Origin of the sequence: Kitasatospora gansuensis (assembly GCF_014203705.1) — a bacterium.
In the GTDB taxonomy this organism is placed as follows: Bacteria; Actinomycetota; Actinomycetes; order Streptomycetales; family Streptomycetaceae; genus Kitasatospora; species Kitasatospora gansuensis.
Genome location: NZ_JACHJR010000001.1, coordinates 7,249,048 through 7,273,473, shown reverse-complemented (window position 1 = coordinate 7,273,473; position 24,426 = coordinate 7,249,048). Strand labels below are relative to the sequence as shown.

The window sequence follows — 24,426 nt, the reverse complement described above, 5'->3', positions numbered from 1 at the left end:
CGGGATCCGGAGCCGCAGGCCCTGTCCGTCGCCGGACGCGACCACGTTCCCCGCCTGATCGGTCACGACCGGGCGGCCGACGTCCCGGGGCAGGTGCAGCTCGACCACAAGACCCCGTACGGCCCGCAACTCCGCTGTCACCAGCGCCACCTGACGCCAGCTCAGGTCGACGGTGACCCCGCCCCGCGCCGTCGATCTGGAAGAGCCGGGGCGGGTACAGGTCGAAGAGGTTGAGCGCGATGGAGGTGACGAACAGTCGCTCGACGGCGTGCCCGGCGAGCGGACCGTCGCCGAGCGGGTCCACCGCGCTGCCCGGGTAGAGGCCGTACAGGTGGGAGAGGTGGCGGTGGCCGGGGTCCTCCTCGGGGAGGTCGTCCCACCACTCCAGCAGGCGCCCGTCGGCAGCGCCCCCGGGGCTCCGCAACCGGGCCCGGATCCGGGTCGGTTCGGCCGCGAACTCGTGGTCGACAACCAGCTCGCGGGCGAGATCGCAGCCCCTCGCGAGGGGCCCGCCAAGACAACGAGCGGCCGTCGGCACAGGATGCGGGTTCCACGCCGGCCGGCCCCAGGCGGGTCTGAAGGTTCAGCGGGCTTTGCGCCAGCGAGCCTCGCAGAACGAGTAGAGGCCGAACAGTACGAGGCCGACCGCTACGGCGATCAGCAGCACGGGCCCAGCGGGTGTGGCCGCGAACGAGCGCAGTGTCTCGTCCAGGCCCTTGGCCCGGCCGGGGTCGAACTTCACCGCAGCGAGCAGGACGAACAGGCCGGCCACCGCCGCGGCGGCTCCGCACGCGAGACCGCCGGCGATGCCCAGCAGCGCGACGGCCCGCCGCGTACCCGTGCTCATCTCACCCGTCTGGAGGTTCTCCTCGAACTTGCGCAGCGCGGCGCGCACTGCCATCACCACACCCACGATCACCAGGACCGCTCCGACCGCACCGACGAGCACCCGCCCGCCCGGCCACTCGAGCACTCTCGCGGTGTACTCCTTGGACGTCTCGTCGCCGGAGCGGCTCCCGGCAGATCCGCCGACCACGACGGTCTGCACCACGCCGACGCTGATCACGGCGTAGAACACGGCCAGCCCCAGGGAGCCCAGGCGCCGGGTCCACTTGTCACCGCCCGTCGCCCGCTGTCCGAAGGCGGCCTCGGACAGCCGCCACAGGGCCATCGCCGCCAGCCCCACCACCAACGCCCACAGCAGGACGCGGCCGAACGGCTGCTCGCCGATGGTCCCGATCGCGCCGGTCCGTTCGGCTTCCTTGCCGCTGTCGGCACCGAAGCCGATCTGCACGGCCAGGGCTCCGACCAGTACGTAGATCACTCCCCGGGCGCAGAGCCCGACTCTGGCCGTGATGTCCATGGCGCGACTGTCGGCCACGCGCCGCCCTCGGGATCTGGTCTGCGCGGCGCTGTCCTTGCTGGTGGCCATGTCTGGCACCTCCCGTGCCCGGGTGGACCAACGACGCGTCCCGCCGGGGCCGGGATGCCCGTGCAGACCTGGACCGGCGCATTGCCGAGGCCCTGAAGTCTGCTCGACGGGGCAGCGTGGTCAGTGTCTGAAGGCGTCCTTGATCTTCGCTCCGGCCTGCTTGGTGTTGCCCTTGATCTGGTCACCGCGGCCTTCGGCGCGCAGGCGCCGGTTGCCGGTGACGCGGCCGACGGTCTTCTTGGCGCCGCCTTTGACCGCTTCGGCCGTGTGCGCGATCTTCTTGGCGATACTCATGGGTGGCTGCCCTTCGTGACTCATCTGCTGGGCGCGGGCTGTACGTGCGTTGGTGGCGGCCTACCGGGGGTCGGTTCGGTGCCCGAACAGGTGCGGCCCGCGTCGGCGGCCGTCGTCCGGGATGGCAGGGCGGTCGTCGCGGGGTGAGTCGTTGCCTTGCGCATCCGCCGTCTCTACGCGGGCGGTGTCGCGTTGGCCGACAAGGTCGTCGCGTTCCTTGCCGGTCGCGGCCGTCCCGCGGCGGGACTCCTTGAGTTCGTGACGCGCGTCGTGGCCGCGGCGGGAGGTGCGGCGCGCTCCGCTCAGAAGCAGGCTCAGCCCGAGCATGGCCACGGCCCCGACGATGGTGCCGAAGAGGAACAGCGTGCCGGTGGAGCCGGTGATGTGGTAGCCGAACACCTCGAACTCGTTGGTGAGTTCATGCCCGCTGCCACTGTTGGTGACGATACCGGCCACGCCGACGACTGCCGCGGCGGCCAGGATGATGAGTCCGATGATGATGATCATGGCGTGCTCCGGGAACTCGCTCTACACCCACGGTAGAACCGTGCCGTCCAAGGATCCACCGCCAACCGGCACGGCAAGTTCACCCGGGACGAGGTGTCGGCCGCCTTGCTGGAGATCATCGACCAGGACGGGGTCCGGTCTCCGACGGTCGGCGCGCAGTGGGATCAACGGATGTGCTGAGGGGCGGGTGGCGGGTCATGGTGGCTTGTTCGGCGAACTTGGCCAGGAGGCGGCGCAGGACGTGATCGTCACGATCGTGGACAGCTTCGACGATGCCGAGGAGAAGGGGTGGAAGAGAGGGGCGCGGCGGCATACGCGTTCCTTTCCTGGGCTGGGGCTGTGGACCTGCCGGGGCGGTTCCTTCCTGATCGTGTACCCGGGACCGCCGGTACCAGTGCCGCCGGGAGCCCATGTTCCTGCTGGCGGGGGAAGGATCCGCCGGATCACAGCGTGTCCGCGTTGAGCTCGATCCGCTCGGTGTGCACGCCTCCGTACGTCATCGCGCCGAGTCGGCCGTTGCCGAGCGGCAGTGCGGCAGTGCGGCAGTGCGGCCAGGAAGTCGTCGGCGGGACACCGGTGCCAGAGCAGGTCCTGTTGAGTGTCCGTCAGCACGGTGTCATCCGATCGTGAGGGCGGCGGTGCCCGCGCCGGGGCGGTCACGCCGGCCGGCGGGCCTCCGCCGGTACGAGGTCGTGGTTGAGCCGGCCGGAGGCGAATCCGTCGATCACGACGGGTACGGCGCCGAAGCCCGCCGTCGCCACCGCCTCGGCCAGCGAGGTCAGTTCCGCCGCCGGATCCACCACCGCCGGGTCGAGTTCGATCCGGACCGAGTCGCCCAGGTCGCGTACCCGGACCTGCTCGGAGCGCAGCCCGGCACCGTCGAGCAACTGCCGTACCGCCACCTCGGCGCGGTCGATCCGGGCCAGGCGGTGGCCGGTGACGGGGATGCCGTAGCGGATGCGGCTGGCCAGGCAGGGGGTGGCCGGCTTGTCCCAGGTCCGCAGGGACCACAGCCGGCTGACGGCCCGTACGTCCACCTTGCTGAGGCCGGTGTCCCGGAGCGGGGTGAGGACACTGCGCTCCCGCCCGGCCCGGATGCCCGGCCGGAAGGGGTCGACGGCGTCGTCGGCGTTGGTACCGGTGGCGAGCTGCCGGAAGCCGTGCTCGTGGGCCACGGCGGCGATGACGTCGAGGACCTCGGACTTGCAGAAGTAGCAGCGGTCCCGGCCGTTGGCCCGGTAGCCAGCGCTGCCCAACTCGTCGGTACGGGGCGCCAGGTGCGTCACCCCGAGGGAGTCGGCCAGAGCGCGGGCGGCGGACAGTTCGCCGGCGGCGAGGCTCTCGGAGACCGCCGTCACGGCGAGTACGCCGCCCGGGCCCAGCGCCCGGGCGCCGGCCGCGAGCACGAGGGCGGAGTCGGCGCCGCCGGAGTAGGCGACGGCGAACGGCCCGGCCTCGCGGACGGCCGACAACAGCGCGGCGGCCTTCTGCTCGACCATGCCCTCGCTCGCGGGCTCGCTGTTCATCGTGCACTGCCTTCCGTCGTCGGCCAGGTGGTCACGCAGCCGGAGCCCGGTGGCATGGTGACGGCTCAACAGTTCAGCTCTCTGCCGGTCGGTGACACGGCGCCAACCTAACAGGTGATCCTATGTCTGAGAAGAGATGGGATCATTCACCCAGCGGGCCCTGCCATCCTTGTATCGCCAACTCCACGCTCTCACTTGCCAGTTTGAAATACATCCCCTCAAGGCCCTGGATGCCCACGCCCACAGCTCCTATAAATTCATCCCATGCATGATGGCGTCCGGCGAGAAGGGAAGCAGCCATGAGCGAGCCCGAGCTCGCCTGCCTGGACCTGAGGACGGACGAGGTTCCCGAACCGGCGGTCCGGGTCCACGCCGACATCGCGGACGGCAAGTCCGTCCGGGCCGGCGGACCGGTCCTCCTGGAGACCACCGTCGTCCGCACCCCCACCAGCACGGTCGTGCACCTGATCAGCTTCGTCCCGGCTCGCGAGACCCCTGAGCCTGACCTGGTGCACGACCCCTTCCCCCTGGTCGACGTACCCGTCGCCGTCCGGCTCGCCGACGCTCCGCGCGCAACGGCTGAGCCTCGGTCAGCCGATGGCCGACCGGAGCGCAGGCGGTGTCAGCCCAGCGTCCACTGCTGGTTGCTGCCGCCGCTGCAGGTCCACAGCTGGACCGGGGTGCCGTCGGCGGTGGCCAGGCCGGCCACGTCCAGGCAGAGCCCCGACTGCACACCGGTGATGGTGCCGTTCGCGTTCAGCTGCCACTGCTGGTTGGTCTGGCCGTTGCAGGACCAGACGATCGCCTTGGTGCCGGGGGTGGTGGCATGCGCGTTGGCGTCCAGGCACAGCGTGCTGCCGCCCACGGTCACGGTCAGCTGGTTCGACGAGGTACGCGTCCAGGTCTGGTTCGCACCACCGTTGCAGCCGTAGATCTGCTGCTGCGTGCCCAGCGCCGTGTTCGCGTCGGTCAGGCACTTGCCCGCGGCCACCGCACGCAGCGCGCCGGTGTTACCGCCGGGGGCGGTCGCGTCCAGGCCCATGAAGCGGATGGCCTCGGCGGCCATCGTGGAGCCCTTGACCGGCAGTTCGTGACCGAGCCCGGCCAGGCTGTACGCCTCGACCTGGGTGGTGCCGACGCTGTTCTTGTAGCGGGTACGGGTCCAGTTGGCCACCGGGCTGTCCGTCGTGGACGGCGTCTGGCTGACGCCGAGGACGTTGGTCCACTGCTTGATCTCTTCACCGAGGTTGTTGTAGCTCAGGATGGTGTCGTTGGTCCCGTACCACAGCTGCACGCGCGGGCGCGGGCCGGTGTAGTTGGGGTAGCCCTGGGTGCGCACCATGTCGCCCCACTGCTGCGCGGTCTTGGACGTCTGTCCCTGGGCGCAGGCCGAGTTCCAGCCGCGGACGGAGCCGGTGTAGAAGCAGCGGTAGGGAACTCCCATGAACGCCGCGCCCGCCTTGAACACGTCGGGGTAGTCGGCGAGCATCACGTTCGTCATCATCGCGCCCGACGACTGCCCGGTCACGTACACGGCGTTGGCGTTGCCGCCGTACTGCTGCTCCACGTAGGTGATCATCGACATCAGCCCGACCGGGTCACTGCCGCCGTTGCGGGTCAGCGCCTGGTCGGAGGAGACGTCCCAGCAGCTGCCGCTGGGGTTCGTCGTCGAGGGGTAGATGACCAGGAACCCGTACCGGTCGGCCAGCGACGAGAAGTCCTGGCTCGAGTGGAGGTAGGGCCCGGACCCCTGACAGCCGTGCAGGGCCAGCAGGATCGGCGGGTTGGCCTTGACGTTGGTCGGCACGTACAGGTGCATGAGCAGACCGGTGGGATTGGTGCCGAAGTTGGTGATCTGCGTCAGTGACGCGGCTTCGGCCCTGGGGGCGGCCTGCAGACTCAGGCCGATCGCCAGGCCGAGCGCGGCTACCACGCCCAGCAGGCGGGATATGAGGGAGCGGGATCGGAACATGGGGCTTCTCCGTCCAGGGGTGGCTGGCTGTGAGCGTTAACAACTGTGTTCCGGCGCCGCGCACTCATAGTCGTGTCGGCCCACCACAGCGGTCAACGCCCGCGTCATGTCCGGTAGCGGCCAGCCCCGGCCGCCAACTCCCCCACCGCGCCCCGGTCCCGCCCGGCGACCTGCGGCTTCACAGCGAAACGAGCTCGATGGTCTGACGGACGGTCAGCAGTGCCCCGGATCTTGCAGGAACTGCCCGGCGGGACTGCTCGGCGACAGCTCAGCCGAGCGCGGACCCCGCCGTACCGAGCGTGTCGCGCAGCCACTGCTCGACCCCGGCCACGTGCACGGTCGCCCACGCGTGCGCGAGGTCGGCGCGGCGGTGGGTGATGGCGTCGAGGATGGCGCGGTGCTGCTCGCGGGTCCGGGCGGCTGCCCCTTCCTCCGTCAGCCCGCGCCAGACCCGGGCCCGGGTGGTCGGGCCCGACAGGCCGTCGATCAGCGAGCAGAGCACCGTGTTGCCCGAGCCGGCCGCGATCAGACGGTGGAACTCCAGGTCGTTGCTGATCAGTTCCTCGAGGGTGGCGTCGTCCCGCAGACTCTCCAGCACCTGCCCGAGGGCGGTGATGTCCTCGTCGGGCATCATCCGGGCGGCCATGGCCGCGGCGGCGGGCTCCAGGATCCGCCGGACCTCCAGGAACTCCAGGACCGTGTCGTCCTGGTGGAAGTCGACGATGAAGCCCAGCGCGTCGAGCAGCAGATTGGGCTCCAGGCTCGTCACGTACGTGCCGTCGCCCTGGCGCACGTCGAGGACCCGGATGAGGGAGAGGGCCTTCACCGCCTCGCGCAGCGAGTTGCGCGAGAGGCCGAGCCGCCCGGCGAGGTCGGCTTCCTTCGGCAAGCGCGCCCCGGGGCTCAGCTCGCCACTGACGATCATGGCCTTGATCTTCTCGATCGCCTCGTCTGTGACTGGCACTCTGTCGCCCTCCCTGGTCCGGATCCCCGCAGCATAGCCCCGAAGTGCCCCGCCCTGAACGGCCTCCCCGGGTGGTCCACCCGGGCGCTTCGGGTCACGGACCTGGTGGTGCCGGTCGGCGTCGGCGTCCCGACGGTTGGTCACAGTTCCCACACCGCGGGGAGTCCGGCGTCACTGCCGGCGGCGGAGTAGTCGTGGACGACGTCGAGCAGTTCGGTCATCCGGGCCTGCCACGCGATGTTGACCGGGAGGTGTTCCAGTTCGGCGAGCAGGCGGGCGTAGTCCTCGCACTCCAGCAGGTGGAACAGCTCGCTGCCACTGCGCCAGATGGTCCAGGAGCTGACGCCGGCGGCCCGGATGGCGTCGGTGAGCTCGGTGGGCACCTCGCGGTGGGCGGCCTCGTACTCGGCGACCTTGTCGGCGCGGACGCGGGTGTGCAGGGCGATTCTCATGTGGTCTCCACGATGATGACGTCGAGGGTGCGGGGGCCGTGGACGCCTTCGACGCGGTTGAGTTCGATGTCGCTGGTGGCTGAGGGGCCGGAGATGAAGGTGAGCGGGCGGGTGGGGTCGAGGCGGGCGAGGGCGTCGGGGACGTCGTCGGCGATCTGGCCGGCGTGGATGACGCAGAGGTGGTAGTCGGGGACGAGGGTGAGGGCGCGCCTGCCCTGGCCGGGGCCGGTGTCCAGGACGATGGTGCCGGTGACGGCGATGCCGACGGCGGCCAGGGTGACCGTGCCGTCGAGGGCGTCCAGTGCCTCGGTGCCGAGCGGTTCGGGGTGCCACTCCCAGTCGCCGGCCGGCAGCAGGTCGCTCGGGAAGCCGTCGGGCAGAGCGAGCCGTCGGGCCTGACGGTGGGTCAGGGCGGTGGCGATGGCTTCGGGCAGTTCGGCCGGGTGGGTGCGGGTGACGGTGGCGCGGTAGTCCGCGACCCGTTCCGCGAACAGCGCCACCGTGTCCTGCCCCGGCTCGGTGTGGCTGCGGCGGTAGGCGCGGGGGACGGGGACGTCGGCCGGTGTCTCCTCTGACGGGACGTCGGCGAGGGCGGCCCGGATCCGGGCGAGGACGGTCTCTCGGCTGCTCATTCGGTTTCCCTGTTCTTGCGCCACCAGGTGCGGAAGGACTCGGCCGGCGGCGCGGGGGTGTCGCGGCTGTCGGACCAGCCGGCCAGCGGGCCGGGCATCCGCCCGATGCGTCCGTTGCGGGCCAGGGCCCGGCCGCCGACGCTCGCCGCCTTCTGCGCGGCGCCCAGCAGGCGCGGGGAGTCCAGCACCGTGGCAGCCGCCTTCATCGCCAACGCCTCCGGGGTGCGGCCCTTGGACTCGACGACCTTCGCCCGCAGGTGGGCCAGCACTTCGGGGATGTCGATCTTCACCGGGCAGGCGTCGTAGCAGGCCCCGCAGAGGGTGGAGGCGAACGGCAGTGACGCCGCGTTCTCCACACCGACCAGTTGTGGGGTGAGGACGGCGCCGATCGGGCCGGGGTAGACCGAGCCGTAGGCGTGGCCGCCGGTGCGCTCGAACACCGGGCAGACGTTCAGGCAGGCCGAGCAGCGGATACAGGCCAGAGCCTGCCGGCCCACCTCGTCCGCGAGGGTGTCGGTGCGTCCGTTGTCCAGCAGGATCAGGTGGAAGGCTGATGGTCCGTCACCGTCGGTGGTGCCGGTCCAGGTGGAGGTGTACGGGTTCATCCGCTCCCCCGTCGACGAGCGCGGCAGCAGCTGCAGGAACACCTCGAGGTCGGACCACGTCGGCACGACCTTCTCGATGCCCATGACAGTAATGAGGGTTTCGGGCAGGGTCAGGCACATCCGGCCGTTGCCCTCCGACTCCACGATGACCACGGTCCCGCTGTCCGCACACGCGAAGTTCGCGCCCGAGACCGCGACCTTCGCGGTGAGGAACTTGCTCCGCAGGTGGCGGCGCGCGGCTTCGGCGAGCTCGGCCGGGTCATCGCCCAGGCCGTCGGGGGCGGGCTGGCCCCAGTGGCCCATCTCGGCCGTGAACAGGTCACGGATCTCGGTGCGGTTCTTGTGGATCGCCGGCACCAGAATGTGCGACGGCCGGTCGTCACCCAACTGCACGATCAGCTCGGCCAGATCGGTCTCGTACGCGGTGATGCCCTGCTCGGCCAGGTGCTCGTTGAGGCCGATCTCCTGGGTGGCCATCGACTTGATCTTGACCACCTCACGCTCACCGGTCGCCCGCACCAGCTCGGCGACGATGCGGTTCGCCTCGCCCGCGTCAGCGGCCCAGTGCACCGTGCCACCGGCGGCGGTGACCGACTCCTCCAACTGCACCAGGTACCGGTCGAGATGACGGGCTGTCCGCTTCTTGATCGCGGCACCCGCCTCCCGCAACGCCTCCCAGTCATCCAGCTCCGAGGCCACCGCCAGCCGCTTGTCCCGGATCGTGCCGGTCGCCCGCTTCAAATTGGCGCGCAGCTGACTGTCCTTCAACGCCTCCCGCGCGGCCTCCGGAAAGGACGGAGAGCCGAGCCAGACCACACCTTGCCCGGTCATCACACTGCTCCTTCGGTCGCGGCCAGAATCTCAGCGAGGTGCATGGTCCGCACCGTCGCGCCCTGCCGGGACAGTCCACCGCCGATGTGCATCAGACAGGAGTTGTCGGCCGCACACAGGACCTCGGCGCCACTGTCCAGGACGGCGGCGTTCTTGTCCGCGAGCATCGCAGCCGACGTGTCGGCGTTCTTCACCGCGAAAGTCCCACCGAAGCCGCAGCAGGAATCGGCCGACGGAATGTCCACCAGCTCGAGGTCTTTCACCGCCCGCAACAGCCGCTCCGGCCGGTCCCCCAACCGCAACCCCCGCAACGAGTGACAGGTCGGGTGATAGGCAACCTTGTGCGGGAAGGACGCACCAACGTCCGTGACACCCAGCACATCGGTCAGGAACTCCGTGAACTCGTGCACCCGCGGCACCAGTTCAGCGACCTGACGGACCAGCGCCGGCGGACTGTACTCCTCCGCCAGCCGCGGATGATTCTCCCGGACCATACCGGCGCACGACGCCGACGGCGTCACCACCGCGTCATAGTCACCGAAAGTCCGGGCGAACCGAGCCACCAACGGCACCGCATCCGGGCGATAGCCCGTGTTGAAGTGCATCTGCCCACAACAGGTCTGCTCCTGCGGAAACTCCACCGTATGACCGAGCCGCTCCAACACCGTCACCACCGCCCGGCCCGTCTCCGGAAACATGGTGTCGTTGAAGCAGGTGATGAACAGGGCGATCCGCATCAGCCCACCTCCACCGGGACCGGGACGTCGGGCGGCAGCAGCCCGCGTTCTTTGAGATCCGTCCACAACGCTGCCGGGATCGGGAGCTGGAGCATAGCCGCGGCGTCCTCGACCTCCCCCGCGCTACGCGTACCGACCAGGACCGACGCAACAGCCGGATACCCGAACGGGAACCGCAGCGCGGCGGCGCGCAGCGGCACACCGTGGCTCTCACAGACCGCCTTGAGATCGAGCGCTCCTTGCACCAACTCGGCGGGCGCGGTGGCGTAGTCGAAGGTCGCACCGGGCTTCGGGTCGGCGAGCAGGCCGGAGTTGAAGACCCCACCGATGACGACGCCGACGCCGCGTTCGTCGGCCAGCGGCAGGAGTTCGGCCAGGCCGCTGTGGTCGAGCAGGGTGTAACGCCCGGCCAGCAGCACCACGTCGATGTCCGTCTCCCGCACGAACCGGGCCGGCAACCCGGCCTGGTTCATACCGACCCCGATCGCCCCCAACACACCTTCCGCACGCAGCCGCTCCAACTCCGGATACGCCTCACTCAGAGCCCACTCGGCATGGTCATCCGGATCATGCAGGTAAGCGATATCGATCCGCTCCACCCCCAGCCGCTCCAGACTCCCCTCCAGCGACCGGCGCACACCCTCCGCACTGAAGTCCCAACGCCGCCGATAAGTCGCAGGCACCGCAAAGCCGTTGGCGAGGTCGTCGCCCACAGCACCCGAAACCGGCTCCAGGAGCCGCCCGACCTTCGTCGAAATCGTGTACTCCTCGCGCGGCATCCCACCCAACACCGCACCCAACCGCCGCTCCGACAACCCCAGACCATAGTGCGGCGCAGTGTCGAAGTACCGCACGCCGCACTCCCACGCGGCAGCGACGGCCGCTTCGGCCTGGGCGTCGGTCACCGGCGTGAACAGATTGCCGATACCCGCCGCGCCGAAGGCGAGCTCACTCACCCTCACCCGGCCACGTCCGAGAATGTTCCGGCCCAACGTCATGCCTTCGGCTCCGGTCGCAGTCGCAGCCCCGCCATGCCGCCGTCAACGGCGAGGGCGGTGCCAGTGATGGAGGCGGCCGCCGGGGAGGCCAGGTAGACGATCGCGGCGGCCACCTCCTCCGCACTGACCAGACGACCCGTCGGCTGACGGGCATTCAGCGCAGCCCGCTCCCCGGCCGGGTCGGCAGCCGCGCCAAGCAGCCGCCCCACCCAAGGAGTGTCCACCGTACCGGGATTGACGCAGTTGACCCGGATACCCTCCCGCACGTGGTCCGCCGCCATCGCCAACGTCAGCGACAGCACCGCCCCCTTGCTCGCCGAGTACAACGCCCGCTGCGGCAGCCCCGCCGTCGCGGCGATCGAACAGGTGTTGACCACGGCGGCGCAGGTGGAGCGGCGCAGGTGCGGCAGGGCGGCGCGAGTCGTGCGGACCAGGCCGAGCAGGTTGACGTCCAGTACCCGCAGCCACTGCTCGTCGTCGTTGTCCTCCACCGTCCCGATCGCGCCGATGCCCGCGTTGTTGACCAGGATGTCGATCCCACCCAGCGCCTCGGCCGCCGCAGCGACGGCCGCGCGCACCGACTCGTCGTCGGAGACGTCGGCGGTGAAGCCGCGCAGCGGGGGGTGGGCGCCGCTGGGGTCGAGGTCCAGGACCGCGACGTCCGCGCCGCGTTCCGCCAGGAGGGAGGCGGTGGCGAGGCCGATGCCGGAGGCACCGCCGGTGACCAGGGCGGTGAGCCCGGCGAGCTCCCCGGTCATCCCTGGTCCCCCTCGGCGCGGTCGGCGACCCAGAACGCTCCGTCGGGGTACGTGAAGGTGTCGATGGCGGCCTGGTGCATGGCGGCGGAGAACCCGGGCTCGATGGGTGCCCGGTAGTGGCCGGCGCTGATCACCACCGGGTCGAGGAAGTGCTGGTGCAGGTGATCGACGAACTCGATCACCCGGTTCTCGGTGGTGCCGGTGAGCGCGACGTAGTCGAACATCGACAGGTGCTGGACCAGCTCGCACAAGCCCACCCCGCCCGCGTGCGGGCAGACCGGCACGCCGAACTTGGCCGCGAGCAGCAGGATGGCGAGGTTCTCGTTCACCCCGGCCACCCGGGCCGAGTCGAGCTGCAGGATGTCGATCGCCTCGGCCTGCAGGAGCTGCTTGAAGACGATCCGGTTCTGCACGTGCTCGCCGGTGGCGACCTTGACCGGGCTGACGCCCCGTCGGACGGTGGCGTGGCCGAGGATGTCGTCCGGGCTGGTGGGCTCCTCGATCCAGTACGGGTCGAACTCCGCGAGCGCGTTGGTCCACTCGATCGCCTCGCCGACGTTCCAGCGCTGGTTGGCGTCGATCGCCATCCGGATGTCCGGCCCGACGGCCTCGCGGGCGGCGCGGCAGCGGCGGATGTCGTCCTCGAGGTCCGCGCCGACCTTCAGCTTGATCTGGGTGAAGCCGTCGGCGACCGCCTGCTTCGCCAGCCGGGTGAGCTTCTCGTCGCTGTAGCCGAGCCAGCCGGGTGAGGTGGTGTAGGCGGGGTAGCCCCGGCGCAGCAGCTCGGCTGCTCGCTCGGGAGCGCCCTGCTTGCCCGTGCGGAGCAGTTCCAGGGCCTCGCCGGGGGTCAGCGCGTCCGCGATGTAGCGGAAGTCGACCTGGGAGACCAGCCATTCGGGTTCGGCGTCGGCCAGCAGCTGCCACAGCGGCTTGCCCTCGCGCTTGGCGGCGAGGTCCCACACCGCGTTGACCACGGCGCCGATCGCCATGTGCATCACGCCCTTCTCGGGGCCGAGCCAGCGCAGCTGGCTGTCGCCGATCAGGTCGCGGTAGAGCGATCCGGGGTCGTCGCACAGGTCGCTGACGGGGCGTCCGAGGATGTGCGGGCGCAGCGCGTCGATGGCGGCGACCTGCACGTCGTTGCCGCGGCCGATGGTGAAGCTGAACCCGTGGCCCTCGTGACCGCCCGCCGAGGTGCGCAGGACGACGTAGGCGGCGGAGTAGTCGGGGTCGGGGTTCATCGCGTCGGACCCGTCCAGCTCCCGCGAGGTGGGGAAGCGGATGTCATAGGTGTCGACGGCGGTGATCCGCGCGGTGGTAACGGACAACTCAGTGCCTTTCACGCGTTGGAGAAGGTCTGGCGCTGGGTGCCGAGACCGTCGATCGTCAGCTCGACGGTGTCACCGGCGCGCAGGTAAGGGGTGCCGGGCAGACCCAGGGCCACACCGGCCGGGGTGCCGGTGTTGATGACGTCGCCGGGGTTGAGCACCATGTACTGGCTGAGGTACCAGACCAGGTACGCGACGTCGAAGATCATGTTCTTGGTGTTGCCGTTCTGGCGGCTCTCGCCGTTCACGGCCAGGCGCAGGCCGAGCGCCTGCGGGTCGCCGGCCTCGTCCGGGGTGACCAGCCAGGGCCCGAGCGGGTTGAAGGTCTCGCAGGACTTGCCGATGTCCCACTGTCCGGAGAACTCCAACTGGAACTCCCGCTCGGAGACATCGTTGCTGATCGCGAAGCCCGCGATGTGATCGGATGCCTCGGCCGGGTCCGCCAGGTAGCGGGCCTGCCGGCCGATCACGACCGCGAGCTCCACCTCCCAGTCCGTCTTCACCGAACCACGCGGAATCAACACCCCGTCATACGGGCCGACCACGGTCGCCGGATCCTTCATGAACACCACCGGCCGCTCCGGCACAGCCGCCCCGGTCTCCTCCGCGTGGTCACGGTAGTTCAGACCGACGCACACCACCTTGCCCGGCCGGGCAATCGGCGCACCGACCCGTATACCGGTCGTGTCCACGGCGGGCAGCAAGCCCTCGGCCAGCGCCGCCCGGACCCGGTCGATCCCGCCCTCGGCGAGGAACGCCCCGTCGATGTCGCCGGTCAGTGCCGAGAGGGCGAAAGCCCGCCCGTCCTCACCGAGAACCGCCGGGACCTCTTCCCCCGGTGCCCCGATACGCAGCAGCTTCATGCCCTGCCTCCCGTCGTCCGTCCCACACATCGGATGATTTATCTCGCCCCGACCATACGAGCGCCGGGCTCTTCTGGCAAGAAGTCCTCCGATGTTTGCTGGCCACTCGGGGTCATCCTGCAGTGATGCGCTGCTCAGAGGGGGCGACCGTCCCTCCCCAGTGGCGCCAACCCTGGGCGGCACGTATTGAGATTGGTCCGCTCCTCCCTCTTGTCAGCCAGGTATCCGGCTCATATCGTCCTCGTTACCGCAATCCATCCGATGACTGCGGGAAGACGCGGTCCGGGTGCGCTGTGCCACCCGTGACCGTGCAGGAACCGGCCTCTCTCCTGGTTGAGGGCCGGCCGGGAAGCCGGTTCCACTCCGCCCTGCGGGGAGGCTCACCGTTCCGCCGTACCAGCCCCCCTCAGCAGCAGGGGCCCCAGTCAAGGAGACCAGCACCATGAAGGCTCGCTCATCCAGAATCGCGGCCACCGCCGCCGCCGCGGTCCTCCTGGCGGGGTTCGCCACGGCCTGCAACCGCGGCAGCGACGCGGCGTCCGCCACCGCCGGTGGCGGAAAGCCGGCCATCGGCATCGATCTGCCGCGCGCCGACTCCGACTTCTGGAACTCCTACGCGCAGTACATCAAGCAGGGCGCCACCTCCCAGGGCCTGAACACCCTGCCGGTCAGCAACTCGCAGAACGACGTCACCAAGCTGGTCGCCAACGTCCAGGTGTTCCAGAACACCGGCGCCAAGGCCGTCGTGATGGCCCCGCAGGACACCGGCGCGATCGCCTCCACCCTGGAGAGCCTGGCCGGCAAGAAGATCCCGGTGGTCAGCGTCGACACCCGCCCCGACAAGGGCAACGTCTACATGGTGGTGCGCGCCGACAACAAGGCGTACGGCTCCAAGGCCTGCGAGTTCCTCGGCAAGCAGCTCGGCGGCAAGGGCAAGGTGGCCGAGTTCCAGGGCGCGCTGAGCTCCATCAACGGGCGCGACCGCTCGGAGGCGTTCGCCTCCTGTATGAAGGACAAGTTCCCCGGCATCCAGGTGATCGAGCTGGCCACCGACTGGAAGGGCGACGTCGCCTCCGCCAAGCTCCAGTCCACCCTGGCCGCCAACCCGGACCTGAACGGCATCTACATGCAGGCCGGCGGCGTCTTCCTGCAGCCGACCCTCGCCCTGCTCCAGCAGAAGGGCCTGCTCAAGCCCGCCGGGCAGCCCGGCCACATCACCATCGTCTCCAACGACGGCATCCCGCAGGAGTTCGACGCGATCCGCAAGGGCGACATCGACGCGACCATCTCCCAGCCCGCCGACCTGTACGCCAAGTACGCGCTGTACTACGCCAACGCCGCCGCCGAGGGCAAGACCTTCCAGCCCGGTGCCACCGACCACGACTCGACGATCATCCAGCTGCCCAACGGCCTGGAGGACCAGCTCCCCGCCCCGCTGGTCACCAAGGACAACGTCGACGACAAGGCCCTGTGGGGCAACAACGTCAGCAAGTAACCCACCAACTCCCGTGAGCGGCGGACCGGTTCCCCAGCCGCCGCCGCCGCTCACGGGGCTCGCTCTGTGATGTGAAAGGACCCCGCCATGGCGGACCCCAGCCCCGCCCGGGGCCCCGTCGTCGAGGCCGACGGGATCAGCAAGCGCTTCGGCGCCACCGTCGCACTCAGCGACGCCCGCATCTCGGTCGCGCCCGGCGAGTCGCACGCACTGGTCGGCCGCAACGGCGCCGGCAAGTCCACCCTCGTCTCGATCCTCACCGGGCTGCAGAACCCCGACACCGGCACGCTGCGCTTCAACGGCGAGCCGGCTCCCGCGCCCGGCGACACCGACGCCTGGCGGTCCCGGGTGGCCTGCGTCTACCAGCGCTCCACCATCATCCCCGCGCTCACCGTCGCCGAGAATCTCTTCCTCGACCGGCAGAGCACCCGCGCGCTGCGCCCGATCAGCTGGAAGCAGCTGCGCCGGCGGGCCGGCGAACTGCTCGCCGAGTACGGCGTGGACGTCGACCCGACCGCGCGCGCCGGTGAACTCACCGTCGAACAGCGCCAGTTCGTCGAGATCGCCCGCGCACTCTCGTTCGGCGCCCGGTTCATCATCCTGGACGAGCCCACCGCCAAACTCGACGCCCACGGCATCGAGAAGCTCTTCGACAAGCTGCGCTCGCTCCAACAGCAGGGCGTCGCCTTTCTGTTCATCTCGCACCACCTCCAGGAGGTCTACGACCTCTGCACCACCGTCACGGTCTACCGGGACGCCCGGCACATCGTCACCGCCCCGGTCGCCGAACTCGGCCAACAGGCCCTGGTGGAGGCGATGACCGGCGAGAGCACCCGGAACGGCGAACCCGCCTGGTCGGTGACGGACCGTCAAGACCTGGACAGCACACCCTTGTTGGAGGTCGCGGGGCTCAGCCTGACCGGCTCCTACCAGGACTTCGCCCTGACCGCCCGTCCCGGCGAGGTGGTCGGCCTGGCCGGCGCGGCCGCCAGCGGGAACGTCCAGCTCGGCGAGACCCTCGCCGGGCTGCACCGCCCCCAATCCGGGACGGTCACCGTCGCGGGCCGGCCGGTACGTACCGGCAGGGTCCCCGCCGCCCTCGCGGCGGGCATCGGCTTCGTCCCCGAGGACCGGCACATCCAGGGCCTCATCCCGCAGCGCAGCGTCGCCGAGAACGCCACCCTGACGGTCGGTGACCAGCTCGGCCCGTTCGGCACGGTGCTGCCCTCCCGGACCCGGGCCTTCGCCGAGCGGATGATCGCCGACCTCGACATCAAGACGCCCGGGCCCTCGACCCCGGTCTCCGCGCTGTCCGGCGGCAACCAGCAGAAGGTGGTCATCGCCCGGGCGCTGGCCACCGAGCCGCACGTACTGGTGGCGATCCGCCCCACCAACGGCGTCGACATCAAGTCCAAGGAATCCCTGCTCGGCACTGTCCGCCAGGTCGCCGACGCCGGAAAGACCGCCCTGATCGTCTCCGACGAACTCGACGACCTGCGGGTCTGCGACCGCGTCCTGGCCATGTTCCACGGCCGCGTGGTCGCCGAGTTCGCACCCGGCTGGAGCGACGAAGAACTGGTCTCAGCCATGGAGGGCATGACCGGCCCGACCGACACGAAGGAAAGCCATGTCTCCCACCACTGAGGTCAGCGCACACGTGACCACCGCCGTCCCCGCGCCCGCCCGCCCCCGCTTCAGCCTGGCGCGCTACCGCGACCTCTCCCTCGTCCCGGTCCTGCTGGTGCTGGGCGTGATCGGCTTCATCGTCTCGCCCGCCTTCCTCACCTCCGACAACCTGCTCGGCGTCGGCCAGCAGGCCACCGAGCTGAGCCTGCTGGTCCTGGCCGAGGCGCTGATCCTGATCGCCGCCCGGATGGACCTCTCACTGGAGTCCACCATCGGCGTGGCCCCGGTCATCGCGGTCTGGCTGGTGCTGCCCGACCACGGCGCACGCTTCAACGGCCTTGGCCTCTTTCCCGGTTGGTCCGCCATCCCGCTCTGTCTGCTGGTCGGCGCGCTGATCGGGGCGGTCAACGGCTTCCTCATCCTCAAGCTGCGCCTGAACGGATTCATCGTCACCCTCGGCGCACTCACCCTGCTGCGCGGCCTCCAGGTCGCCATCTCCGAGGGCCAGTCGATCGTCAACCTGCCGAGCTCCTTCACGTACCTCGGCCGCACCAGCTGGCTCGGCGTCCCCGCCGCGATCTGGATCTGTGCCCTGCTCTTCCTGATCGCCGGCTCCGCGCTCGCCTGGCTCCGGCACGGCCGCGCCCTCTACGCGATCGGCGGCAACGCCGAGGCCGCCCGCGCCGCCGGCATCCGGGTCGACCGGATCACCTGGATCGTCCTCATCCTGGGCAGCCTGCTCGCCGCCTTCGCCGGCATCCTCTACACCGGCCACTACGGCTCCATCTCCGCCGACCAGGGCAACGGCTGGATCTTCCAGGTCTTCGCCGCCACCGTCATCGGCGGCGTCAGCCTCAACGGCGGCCGCGGCACCCTCTTCGGCGCCCTCACCGGCGTGCTGACCCTCCAACTGGTCGTCAACGTCATGACCTTGGCGGGCGTGCCCCCGCTCTGGAACCAGTTCCTCAACGGCGCGATCATCATCGTCGCGCTGATCATCTCCCGCTTCGCATCCGGCGAGAAGCAGGAGTAACGGGCCCGCCCCCGGAACCCGCCGGGGGCCACGCCCGCCAGGAACAGCTGAATCCCCGGCCCCGCGAATACCCATGGCACTTGAGCAGTACCAGCAGTACGTCGTCTCCTGTGGCTCGAGCGACACCCCCTCCCGCCCGGCCGGATGGTCACCGGCTCTGCGACCGACGCTGCTCAGCCACCGAGCTCGGGCCAGCCGTCCTTGTTCGAGCAGGACTCGTAGTCGTAGCGGGTGAGGCGATCCCACTCCGCCCCGGTCACCTGCTCGAATGCCTCCTCGTGGACGTAGAGCAGCTCCTCGCAGTGTCGTGCGGTGAACGGTGCGAACCGTTCCGGATGGCCGAAGATGCTCTCGTATACCTGGCGGCCGGCGGCCACAACGGCAGCCCGGGAGCAGAGGAAGCCGTCGTCCGACTGCGGGAACGGCGAACCGTCGGGCCCTGCCATCCCGAGGACGGGCTGTGTGCCGAAGTCCGCTTGGTCCAACCGGTAGAGAGCTTCCGCGAGACGCTCACCAAAGCCGATGATCTGGCCCACCGGCTCGCGCGAAAGCGTCTCCGTCAGGCGCGCGCAGGCCTCTTCGAAACCCTGACACGTCTCAGTGCCGGCCTCGCCGCCGAGAACCTCGACGAGCTGCCAGAACCGCCCCCACGTCATCACCGGCAGGCCGGGGTCAGCGCCACTGTTCAGAGGTGTCGTCGAATCGTTCACGGTGTGATCACCGTCATCCTCTGCACCAGTCGCCAGACCTGGCCCTCGAATCCCATCCCATCCGCCCCTGTCGTCCGCTGCCATTCCTTGCTGCTTGGCAGCATCACATGCCCCTGCGACACGAGGTGCCGGGAAACGATCACGTCTGTTCCCCCGCAGGACGTGCATACTTGCCGGACGATCAAGGACGTCTGAGGTGATGACGCGGTGAAACTGGCTGAAGCGCTCGCGCAGCGCGCGGCTGCGGTGCGGCGGGTGGAGCAGTTGCGGACGCGCGTCGTCGGCAGTGCCCGCTACCAGGAGGGTGAGGAACCGGCCGAGAACGCGGCGGAGGTCCTGGCCCAGGCCGGCGAGGTGCTGGACGAGCTGGAGCGGCTGATCCGTCAGATCAACCGGACCAACTCCACCGCGATCATCGAGGGCGGCGGCACCCTGACCGACGCCCTCGCCCGCCGGGACGTCCTGCGGCTGCGCCACTCGGTGATCACCTCGGCCGCCGACGCCGCCTCCGGACGTGACCAGCGGGGAGCCGTACGGCAGATGCGGTCCGAGCTGAGGATCCTCTCCGCCCTGCCGGTCGCCGAACTCCGGGCCCAGGCGGACGTCATGGCCAAGGAGATCCGCGAGGTGGACACCCTGATCCAGCGCACCAACTGGGAGATCGACCTGATCGAGGACTGACCCCACGAGCCGGGTGTGGGAAGCAGGTAGTCGTCACGGAGGCGTGCACAAACCGCGGGTCGGCGGTCTATCCGGCCCTTGGTGCGTGAAGAGCAACGCAAGGGGTTCGATTCCTCACCAACAGTGCAGCTCAGCACCGCGTACAGGTGACAGGGCACACCGCACAACTCACCACCACCGTGCAGATCCGGACGACGAGGGCGGGAACGGGGCGCCCCACACCCGGTGCGAGGGCCGTGCACATCAGCACGGCCCTCGCACCTGTTCCACCTCACTCGGGCAGCGCCGCCACGACCGGGTGGTCCCGCCCGATCGGACCGAGCTTCGCGCTGCCGCCGGGGGCGCCGAGCTCGTCGAAGAACTCGGCGTTCACGGCAGTGAAGTGCTGCCACTCCGGCGGGGTGTCGTCCTCGAAGTAGATCGCTTCGACGGGGCACACCGGCTCGCAGGCGCCGCAGTCGATGCACTCGTCGGGCTGTATGTAGAGCATGCGCTCGCCCTCGTAGATGCAGTCGAGGGGGCACTCGTCCAGGCATGCCTTGTCCTTGACGTCCACGCAGGGCAAAGCGATCACATAGGTCATCGAACTGCGGTCCTCTCCGGTCCTGTTGCCGTTCCGACGCAGCCGACCGTATGACCTCAAGTAATCTTGAGGTCAACAAGGGGAGGCACCGCATGACGAGCTACCGCTCCGGCGACGACACCCGGGCCACCCCGGACGACTGGCTGGCGATCGGCGAGGTGAGCGCGCGGACCGGGGCGGCCGTCTCCGCGCTGCGGTTCTACGAGGAGCTCGGCCTGATCGCCTCCGAGCGCGACGAGCGCAACCAACGCCGGTACCCGCGGCACATGTTGCGCCGGGTCGCGCTGATCTCGGTGGCGAAACGGATCGGCATCCCGTTGCAGGACCTCGGGGAGGCGTTCGCCGACGTGCCGCTCGACCGGCCGCCGAGTCACCAGGAGTGGCAGCGCGCCTCGCGAGGCTGGAAGCTTCGACTGGAGGAGCGCCGGCAGACCATCGAGCGGCTCGAGGCCGAACTGACCGGGTGCATCGGCTGCGGGTGTCTCTCGATGAAGGCCTGCGCCCTGCTGAACCCCGGTGACACCCTCGCCGAGGACGGTGTCGGGCCCCGACGCCTCTGACCGGCTGGGTACTTGACGGCCGGTCAGCCGCCGTTCGGCGACCCGCGAGGGCGAGCCGGGAGAACCAGTCGATCGTCTTCGCCAGTCCCTTGTCGAAGCCGACGACCGGCTGTCACCTGGTCCGCGCCGCGGCTGCTCAACGTCGCCGGTGCGATCCCCGACGGGCGCAACGCCTGGCTGCCGGAGGCGATCTGGAGCCCGGCCACCAACGACTACGTCCGGTACTGGGCGACCAACGCGACGCTCAACGGCGTGCTGAAGCACCGCTGCGAATCGGGCACAGGTGCGTTTCGCGGGCGCGGCTGCCGAAGGGCCCCGCCCGCGGCGGGCGGGATCAGGAGGCGACGATCCGCCACTGCTGGTGGGTCTGTGACGTGTAGGGCTGCTGCTCGAGGGCGGCTCCGTCGGCGGTGCTGCCCTCGTCCACGGCGAGGGAGAGACCGCTGTAGCGGTTGGTGAGGATGAAGGCCCCGTCACCGGTGGGTGTGACGGCCCAGTGCTGCTGGGGGGCGTTGGCGTCTCCCCAGATGCCGATGGTGCCGCCGTCCGCGCGGGAGAGGCCCGCGACCTCCAGGAGCTTGCCGCTGCCCACACCCTTGATCTTGTAGTAGCCGTCGCCGGTCTTGACGAAGGTCCACTTCTGGTTCGTCTGGTCGAGCGAGGGCCACTGCAGGATCTTGGTGCCGTCGGTGGTGCGCCTGCCCTCCACGTCGGCCGATTCACCACTGTGCCGGGCGACCAACCGGTAGACGGTGCCGTCGCCGGGCAGTGTGGTGGAGACCAGTGCCGGTCTGACCGACCGGCCGCCGATCCGGACGCCGCTGATGTTGGCGTAGCCACCGGTGGCCGCGTTGACCTGGATCCGCACGAAGCCCACGTTCCGGTTGGGCCACTCGACCACCTTGGTCTTGCGGTTGCCGGCCCAGGTACCGGTGGCGACCTGGGTGAAGGTGATCCCGTCGGTGCTGGTCAGGATGGTGCAGGAGGTGATGTCGCCGTCGATCGAGTCGTTGCGGCTCCACTGCTTGGGCAGGTACTCCAGGGTGGAGACGTTGCTCCACACACCGCCGAGGTCGATGGTGATGGACTGCGGCAGCGGCGCCGGCAGCCCCCAGGTCGACCAGCAGGTCTCGTAGCGGTTGTCGCTGAGCCCGTCGATGGCGTTGAACGGGCCCTCGCCGGCGTGGAATCCGGTGGCGTACGCGTTCACCGGTGTGACGGGATGCTCGGCGCGCAGCAGCTGGGCGGGCAGTGGCGGCCTGGCAGTGTTGGGGCTCCAGGCCGCGCCGACCTCCGCCAGCCGGTTGACGACGTTGGGGTCCAGCAGACCGTTGCGGTTGGGCGGGCAGTTGAGGATGAACGAGGTGTACTTGGGTTCCAGGTCGGCCAGGTGCGAGAGGATCGCGGCCTTGCTCAGGAGACCCTCGGTCGGGGTGGAGGGGTGCCAGAACCAGCCGTTGCTGATGGTCTGCCCCTGCATGCCGGCGTAGGTGTTGCCCACCGGCGCCGTGACGCCCAGCGGCTCCTCGAAGAAGATCGCGTCGCCGAGGAAGGGCTCCGACAGTCCGCCGAGGTCGATCATGACGCAGTCCGGCTGCAGCTCCTTCACCAGCGAACGGATCTGCTGATAGGAGACCGCCTGCTGCCCCATCTGCCATGCGTAACCGTCGGTCATCAACATGTCGATGGTGCCGTAGTTGGTCAGCAACTCGCGGATCTGACCGAGGATGAAGGTCATGTGGCCGGGCTGGATGGCATCGGTGATCTGGAGCCCGGACACCTTGTGGCGGCTCTCCCATGCCTCGACACCGAAGGTGCGGTCCCAGACCGAGTAGTACAGCCCGACCTTCAGCCCCTTCGCCCGGAAGGCGTCGCAGTACGCCTGGACGACGTCGTGCTTGTACGAGCTGTTCGCGACGTTCTGGGTGCCGTACGCGCTCGGCCACAGGGCGAAGCCGTCATGGTGCCTGGTGGTCAGGAAGCCGTAGCTCATCTTCGCGGCGACCGCCGCGTCGGCCCACTGCGCGCAGTTGACACTCGGGGGAGCGAAGCGGGTGGGGCTCTGGTTGGGTTCCGCCCACTCCTCGTTGGTGAAGGTGCCCAGGCTGAAGTGGTTGAACATGCCGAACCGCATGTCGACCATCTTGCTGAGGTTGCTCTGGGTGTCCGCGGCGGACGCCTGCGACAGAAGGGCGGAGAAGCCGGGGATGAGCGGTAGCGCGGTCGCGGCGCTCGCCACACCCGCTGCGCCGAGGAACGTACGGCGACTCATTCTTGATGATGGCATGTCATGCTCCTGTACGGATCGATGGCAGTGCTTGCGGTGACGACGTGGTGGGGACGACCGACGGCGGCCTGGGCGGCGGGGTCCGCCGGGAAGAGGCGTTACGCCGCGCGCCGCTGGAACTGCTGGTTGGCGCCGGTGCCGCAGGGCCACTGGATGAGGCGGGCGCCGTTGACGGTGGAGGCGTCCGCCACGTCGAGGCACTTGCCGCTGTGCCGGGCGACGAGCCGGTGGTAGCCGCTCCCTTGGTCCTGGAACTGCCACTGCTGATTGGTCCCGGTGGTGCAGCGGTACTGGTTCACGGAGGCGCCGTCGGCGGTCGAGCCGTTCGCGACGTCGAGGCACTTGCCGCTGTGCTGGGCGAGGATCTGGACGTACCCGTTGCCGGCGTCCCTGAGCCGCCACTGCTGGTTGAGACCGCCGGTGCAGGTGTACTGCAGGGCGACCGCACCGTCGGCGGCGGAGTTGTCGGAGACGTCGAGGCACCTGCCGCTGTGCCGGGCCGCCAGGTTGTAGTACGGGCCGCCGCCCACGCCGGTGACCGGGCCGGCGTCGGTGTCGATGGCGACCTGCGGGTACCACGGCAGGTTCATGGTGGTCCGGGTCGGGAAGGCCAGCGGAAGCCAGACGTACCGGGAGTCGTTGACGGTGCCGCCCATGGAGTTGCCCCAGCGGTCGCCCAGGTAGAGATAGGAGATGCCGGAGCTTCCCTGCACGGGCAGCACGAACGTGGTCTGGGATCCGTAGCCGGTGTCGTCACCGATGTCGGACATGGCCGTCCACGGGCCGGCGATGCTGCCGGCGGTGGCGTACTTCTGTTGATTGGGCTTCCAGCCGCTGTTACCGGAGGTCAGCAGGAAGTAGACGCCGTCGCGCTTGAACAGCGCCGGAGCCTCACGGAAGGTACCGGCCCAGGGGTTGGCGGTCAGCCTGTCGTAGGCCGTGTAGTCGGCGGTGAGTCTCCAGATCTGCAGATCGGCATTGCCGGCGGCGGAGGTGATCTGGTAGCCGGTACCGTCGTCGTCCTGGAACAGGGTCATGTCGCGGGAAGTGGTGCCAGTCGGGGGCCGGAAGCTGCCCTTCCAGGTGTAGTCGCCGTCGACCGTGGCGGAGACGGCGACGGCTGCACGGGCCTGGGTGTAGTCGGTGCCGTTCTCCTTGTGCATCCACATCACGAACGTTCCGGTGGTGGAGTTGTAGATGACCTTGGGCCGCTCGATGTTGGCGACCGCCAGCTCCGGGTCGGTGGCCTGGGTCAGGACGTTGCGCCTGAACTCCCAGTTCTTCAGGTCGGACGAGCGGTAGGCGGAGACGGCCCTGAAGGTGTTGTCGGCATTGCGGTTCTCACCGAACCAGTAGTAGTACGAGCCGACTTTGATCGCTCCGCCGCCGTGGGCGTGGACGACGGCGCCGGTGGTGTCGGTGAACTGGGTGGCGTTGGTGATGGTGACCGTTGCCGCTCGGGCGGGGGAGCCGCCGGCCAGGAGGGCGGTCACGCTCAGGAGGGCCGCCAGCGCACGGGTGAGGGCGCGTCGGAGCATCTGGATTCACCTCG

At 69.7% G+C, this 24,426-nt stretch carries 24 protein-coding genes and 2 pseudogenes; 6 read left to right on the top strand and 20 right to left on the bottom strand.

Annotation, left to right across the window (positions count from 1 at the left end; all coding sequences use genetic code 11):
• Positions 1 to 301: 301 nt before the first annotated feature.
• The 16 genes and pseudogenes from F4556_RS39810 to F4556_RS32730 form a co-directional block, all read right to left on the bottom strand.
• Positions 302 to 538 (bottom strand): annotated as a pseudogene (locus F4556_RS39810) (glycosyl hydrolase family 95 catalytic domain-containing protein); the annotation flags it as partial.
• Positions 539 to 583: 45 nt separating this feature from the next.
• Positions 584 to 1,432: a DUF1206 domain-containing protein gene (locus F4556_RS32800; protein ID WP_184922657.1), complete on the bottom strand. Its 849-nt coding sequence runs from the start codon at positions 1,430 to 1,432 to the stop codon at positions 584 to 586.
• A gap of 120 nt (positions 1,433 to 1,552) precedes the next feature.
• Complete coding sequence (locus F4556_RS32795) at positions 1,553 to 1,726, bottom strand: CsbD family protein (RefSeq protein WP_184922655.1); 174 nt, start codon at positions 1,724 to 1,726, stop codon at positions 1,553 to 1,555.
• A 60-nt stretch (positions 1,727 to 1,786) separates the two neighbouring features.
• A complete protein-coding gene (locus F4556_RS32790; protein ID WP_184922653.1) occupies positions 1,787 to 2,233 on the bottom strand; it encodes a hypothetical protein in 447 nt (148 codons plus the stop codon).
• A gap of 443 nt (positions 2,234 to 2,676) precedes the next feature.
• On the bottom strand, positions 2,677 to 2,763 hold the full coding sequence (locus F4556_RS38690; RefSeq protein ID WP_184925580.1) for a glycoside hydrolase N-terminal domain-containing protein: 87 nt from the start codon (positions 2,761 to 2,763) through the stop codon (positions 2,677 to 2,679).
• Positions 2,764 to 2,889: 126 nt separating this feature from the next.
• Positions 2,890 to 3,828, bottom strand: coding sequence for an ATP-dependent sacrificial sulfur transferase LarE (larE, locus tag F4556_RS32780; protein ID WP_246511150.1), 939 nt, complete (start codon positions 3,826 to 3,828; stop codon positions 2,890 to 2,892).
• Positions 3,829 to 4,381: 553 nt separating this feature from the next.
• Positions 4,382 to 5,731, bottom strand: a complete 1,350-nt coding sequence (locus F4556_RS32775; protein ID WP_184922651.1) for an extracellular catalytic domain type 1 short-chain-length polyhydroxyalkanoate depolymerase — start codon at positions 5,729 to 5,731, stop codon at positions 4,382 to 4,384.
• A 268-nt stretch (positions 5,732 to 5,999) separates the two neighbouring features.
• Entirely contained in the window at positions 6,000 to 6,695 is a 696-nt protein-coding gene (locus F4556_RS32770; RefSeq protein WP_184922650.1) for a FadR/GntR family transcriptional regulator, read from the bottom strand.
• Positions 6,696 to 6,835: 140 nt separating this feature from the next.
• Positions 6,836 to 7,147, bottom strand: a complete 312-nt coding sequence (locus tag F4556_RS32765; protein ID WP_184922648.1) for an L-rhamnose mutarotase — start codon at positions 7,145 to 7,147, stop codon at positions 6,836 to 6,838.
• On the bottom strand, positions 7,144 to 7,779 hold the full coding sequence (locus tag F4556_RS32760; protein WP_184922646.1) for a LutC/YkgG family protein: 636 nt from the start codon (positions 7,777 to 7,779) through the stop codon (positions 7,144 to 7,146). The genes F4556_RS32765 and F4556_RS32760 overlap by 4 nt, the downstream gene beginning before the upstream one ends.
• Positions 7,776 to 9,215 carry a LutB/LldF family L-lactate oxidation iron-sulfur protein gene (locus F4556_RS32755; protein ID WP_184922644.1) on the bottom strand — a complete coding sequence of 480 codons (1,440 nt, stop codon included), beginning with the start codon at positions 9,213 to 9,215 and terminating at the stop codon, positions 7,776 to 7,778. The genes F4556_RS32760 and F4556_RS32755 overlap by 4 nt, the downstream gene beginning before the upstream one ends.
• A complete protein-coding gene (locus tag F4556_RS32750; protein WP_184922642.1) occupies positions 9,215 to 9,952 on the bottom strand; it encodes a (Fe-S)-binding protein in 738 nt (245 codons plus the stop codon). Before F4556_RS32750 ends, F4556_RS32755 begins: the two co-directional genes overlap by 1 nt.
• Entirely contained in the window at positions 9,952 to 10,950 is a 999-nt protein-coding gene (locus tag F4556_RS32745; RefSeq protein WP_184922640.1) for an aldo/keto reductase, read from the bottom strand. Before F4556_RS32745 ends, F4556_RS32750 begins: the two co-directional genes overlap by 1 nt.
• The gene (locus tag F4556_RS32740) at positions 10,947 to 11,708 is read right to left on the bottom strand and encodes an SDR family NAD(P)-dependent oxidoreductase (RefSeq protein WP_184922638.1); all 762 of its coding nucleotides are present in this window, start codon (positions 11,706 to 11,708) and stop codon (positions 10,947 to 10,949) included. The genes F4556_RS32745 and F4556_RS32740 overlap by 4 nt, the downstream gene beginning before the upstream one ends.
• A complete protein-coding gene (locus tag F4556_RS32735; protein ID WP_184922636.1) occupies positions 11,705 to 13,036 on the bottom strand; it encodes an L-fuconate dehydratase in 1,332 nt (443 codons plus the stop codon). Before F4556_RS32735 ends, F4556_RS32740 begins: the two co-directional genes overlap by 4 nt.
• Before the next feature lie 11 nt (positions 13,037 to 13,047).
• Positions 13,048 to 13,899, bottom strand: coding sequence for a fumarylacetoacetate hydrolase family protein (locus tag F4556_RS32730; RefSeq protein WP_184922634.1), 852 nt, complete (start codon positions 13,897 to 13,899; stop codon positions 13,048 to 13,050).
• Positions 13,900 to 14,341: 442 nt separating this feature from the next.
• On the opposite strand from F4556_RS32730, the gene F4556_RS32725 reads away from it, so the two are divergent.
• The 3 genes from F4556_RS32725 (at position 14,342) to F4556_RS32715 (ending at position 18,053) form a co-directional block, all read left to right on the top strand.
• Positions 14,342 to 15,394 (top strand): sugar ABC transporter substrate-binding protein, encoded by a 1,053-nt coding sequence (locus F4556_RS32725; protein WP_184922632.1) that lies wholly within the window; start codon positions 14,342 to 14,344, stop codon positions 15,392 to 15,394.
• An 87-nt stretch (positions 15,395 to 15,481) separates the two neighbouring features.
• Positions 15,482 to 17,038, top strand: a complete 1,557-nt coding sequence (locus F4556_RS32720) for a sugar ABC transporter ATP-binding protein (RefSeq protein WP_184922630.1) — start codon at positions 15,482 to 15,484, stop codon at positions 17,036 to 17,038.
• Complete coding sequence (locus F4556_RS32715; protein ID WP_184922628.1) at positions 17,022 to 18,053, top strand: ABC transporter permease; 1,032 nt, start codon at positions 17,022 to 17,024, stop codon at positions 18,051 to 18,053. Before F4556_RS32720 ends, F4556_RS32715 begins: the two co-directional genes overlap by 17 nt.
• 173 nt (positions 18,054 to 18,226) lie before the next feature.
• Here F4556_RS32715 and F4556_RS32710 read toward each other — a convergent pair whose 3' ends face one another.
• Positions 18,227 to 18,763, bottom strand: coding sequence for a DUF4240 domain-containing protein (locus F4556_RS32710; protein WP_313068970.1), 537 nt, complete (start codon positions 18,761 to 18,763; stop codon positions 18,227 to 18,229).
• A gap of 207 nt (positions 18,764 to 18,970) precedes the next feature.
• On the opposite strand from F4556_RS32710, the gene F4556_RS32705 reads away from it, so the two are divergent.
• Complete coding sequence (locus F4556_RS32705; RefSeq protein WP_184922626.1) at positions 18,971 to 19,444, top strand: DIP1984 family protein; 474 nt, start codon at positions 18,971 to 18,973, stop codon at positions 19,442 to 19,444.
• A gap of 271 nt (positions 19,445 to 19,715) precedes the next feature.
• Here F4556_RS32705 and fdxA read toward each other — a convergent pair whose 3' ends face one another.
• Entirely contained in the window at positions 19,716 to 20,027 is a 312-nt protein-coding gene (gene fdxA / locus F4556_RS32700) for a ferredoxin (protein ID WP_184922624.1), read from the bottom strand.
• A 92-nt stretch (positions 20,028 to 20,119) separates the two neighbouring features.
• Between fdxA and soxR the strand changes: the two genes are divergently transcribed.
• Positions 20,120 to 20,587: a redox-sensitive transcriptional activator SoxR gene (gene soxR, locus F4556_RS32695; protein ID WP_184922623.1), complete on the top strand. Its 468-nt coding sequence runs from the start codon at positions 20,120 to 20,122 to the stop codon at positions 20,585 to 20,587.
• A gap of 111 nt (positions 20,588 to 20,698) precedes the next feature.
• A pseudogene (locus tag F4556_RS38685) lies at positions 20,699 to 20,854 on the top strand (1,4-beta-xylanase); the annotation flags it as partial.
• 67 nt (positions 20,855 to 20,921) lie between these two features.
• On the opposite strand, the gene F4556_RS32690 reads toward F4556_RS38685, so the two are convergent.
• Both F4556_RS32690 and F4556_RS32685 read right to left on the bottom strand, forming a co-directional pair.
• On the bottom strand, positions 20,922 to 22,859 hold the full coding sequence (locus tag F4556_RS32690; RefSeq protein WP_246511149.1) for an RICIN domain-containing protein: 1,938 nt from the start codon (positions 22,857 to 22,859) through the stop codon (positions 20,922 to 20,924).
• A gap of 113 nt (positions 22,860 to 22,972) precedes the next feature.
• Positions 22,973 to 24,412: an RICIN domain-containing protein gene (locus tag F4556_RS32685; protein ID WP_184922619.1), complete on the bottom strand. Its 1,440-nt coding sequence runs from the start codon at positions 24,410 to 24,412 to the stop codon at positions 22,973 to 22,975.
• Positions 24,413 to 24,426 lie beyond the last annotated feature (14 nt).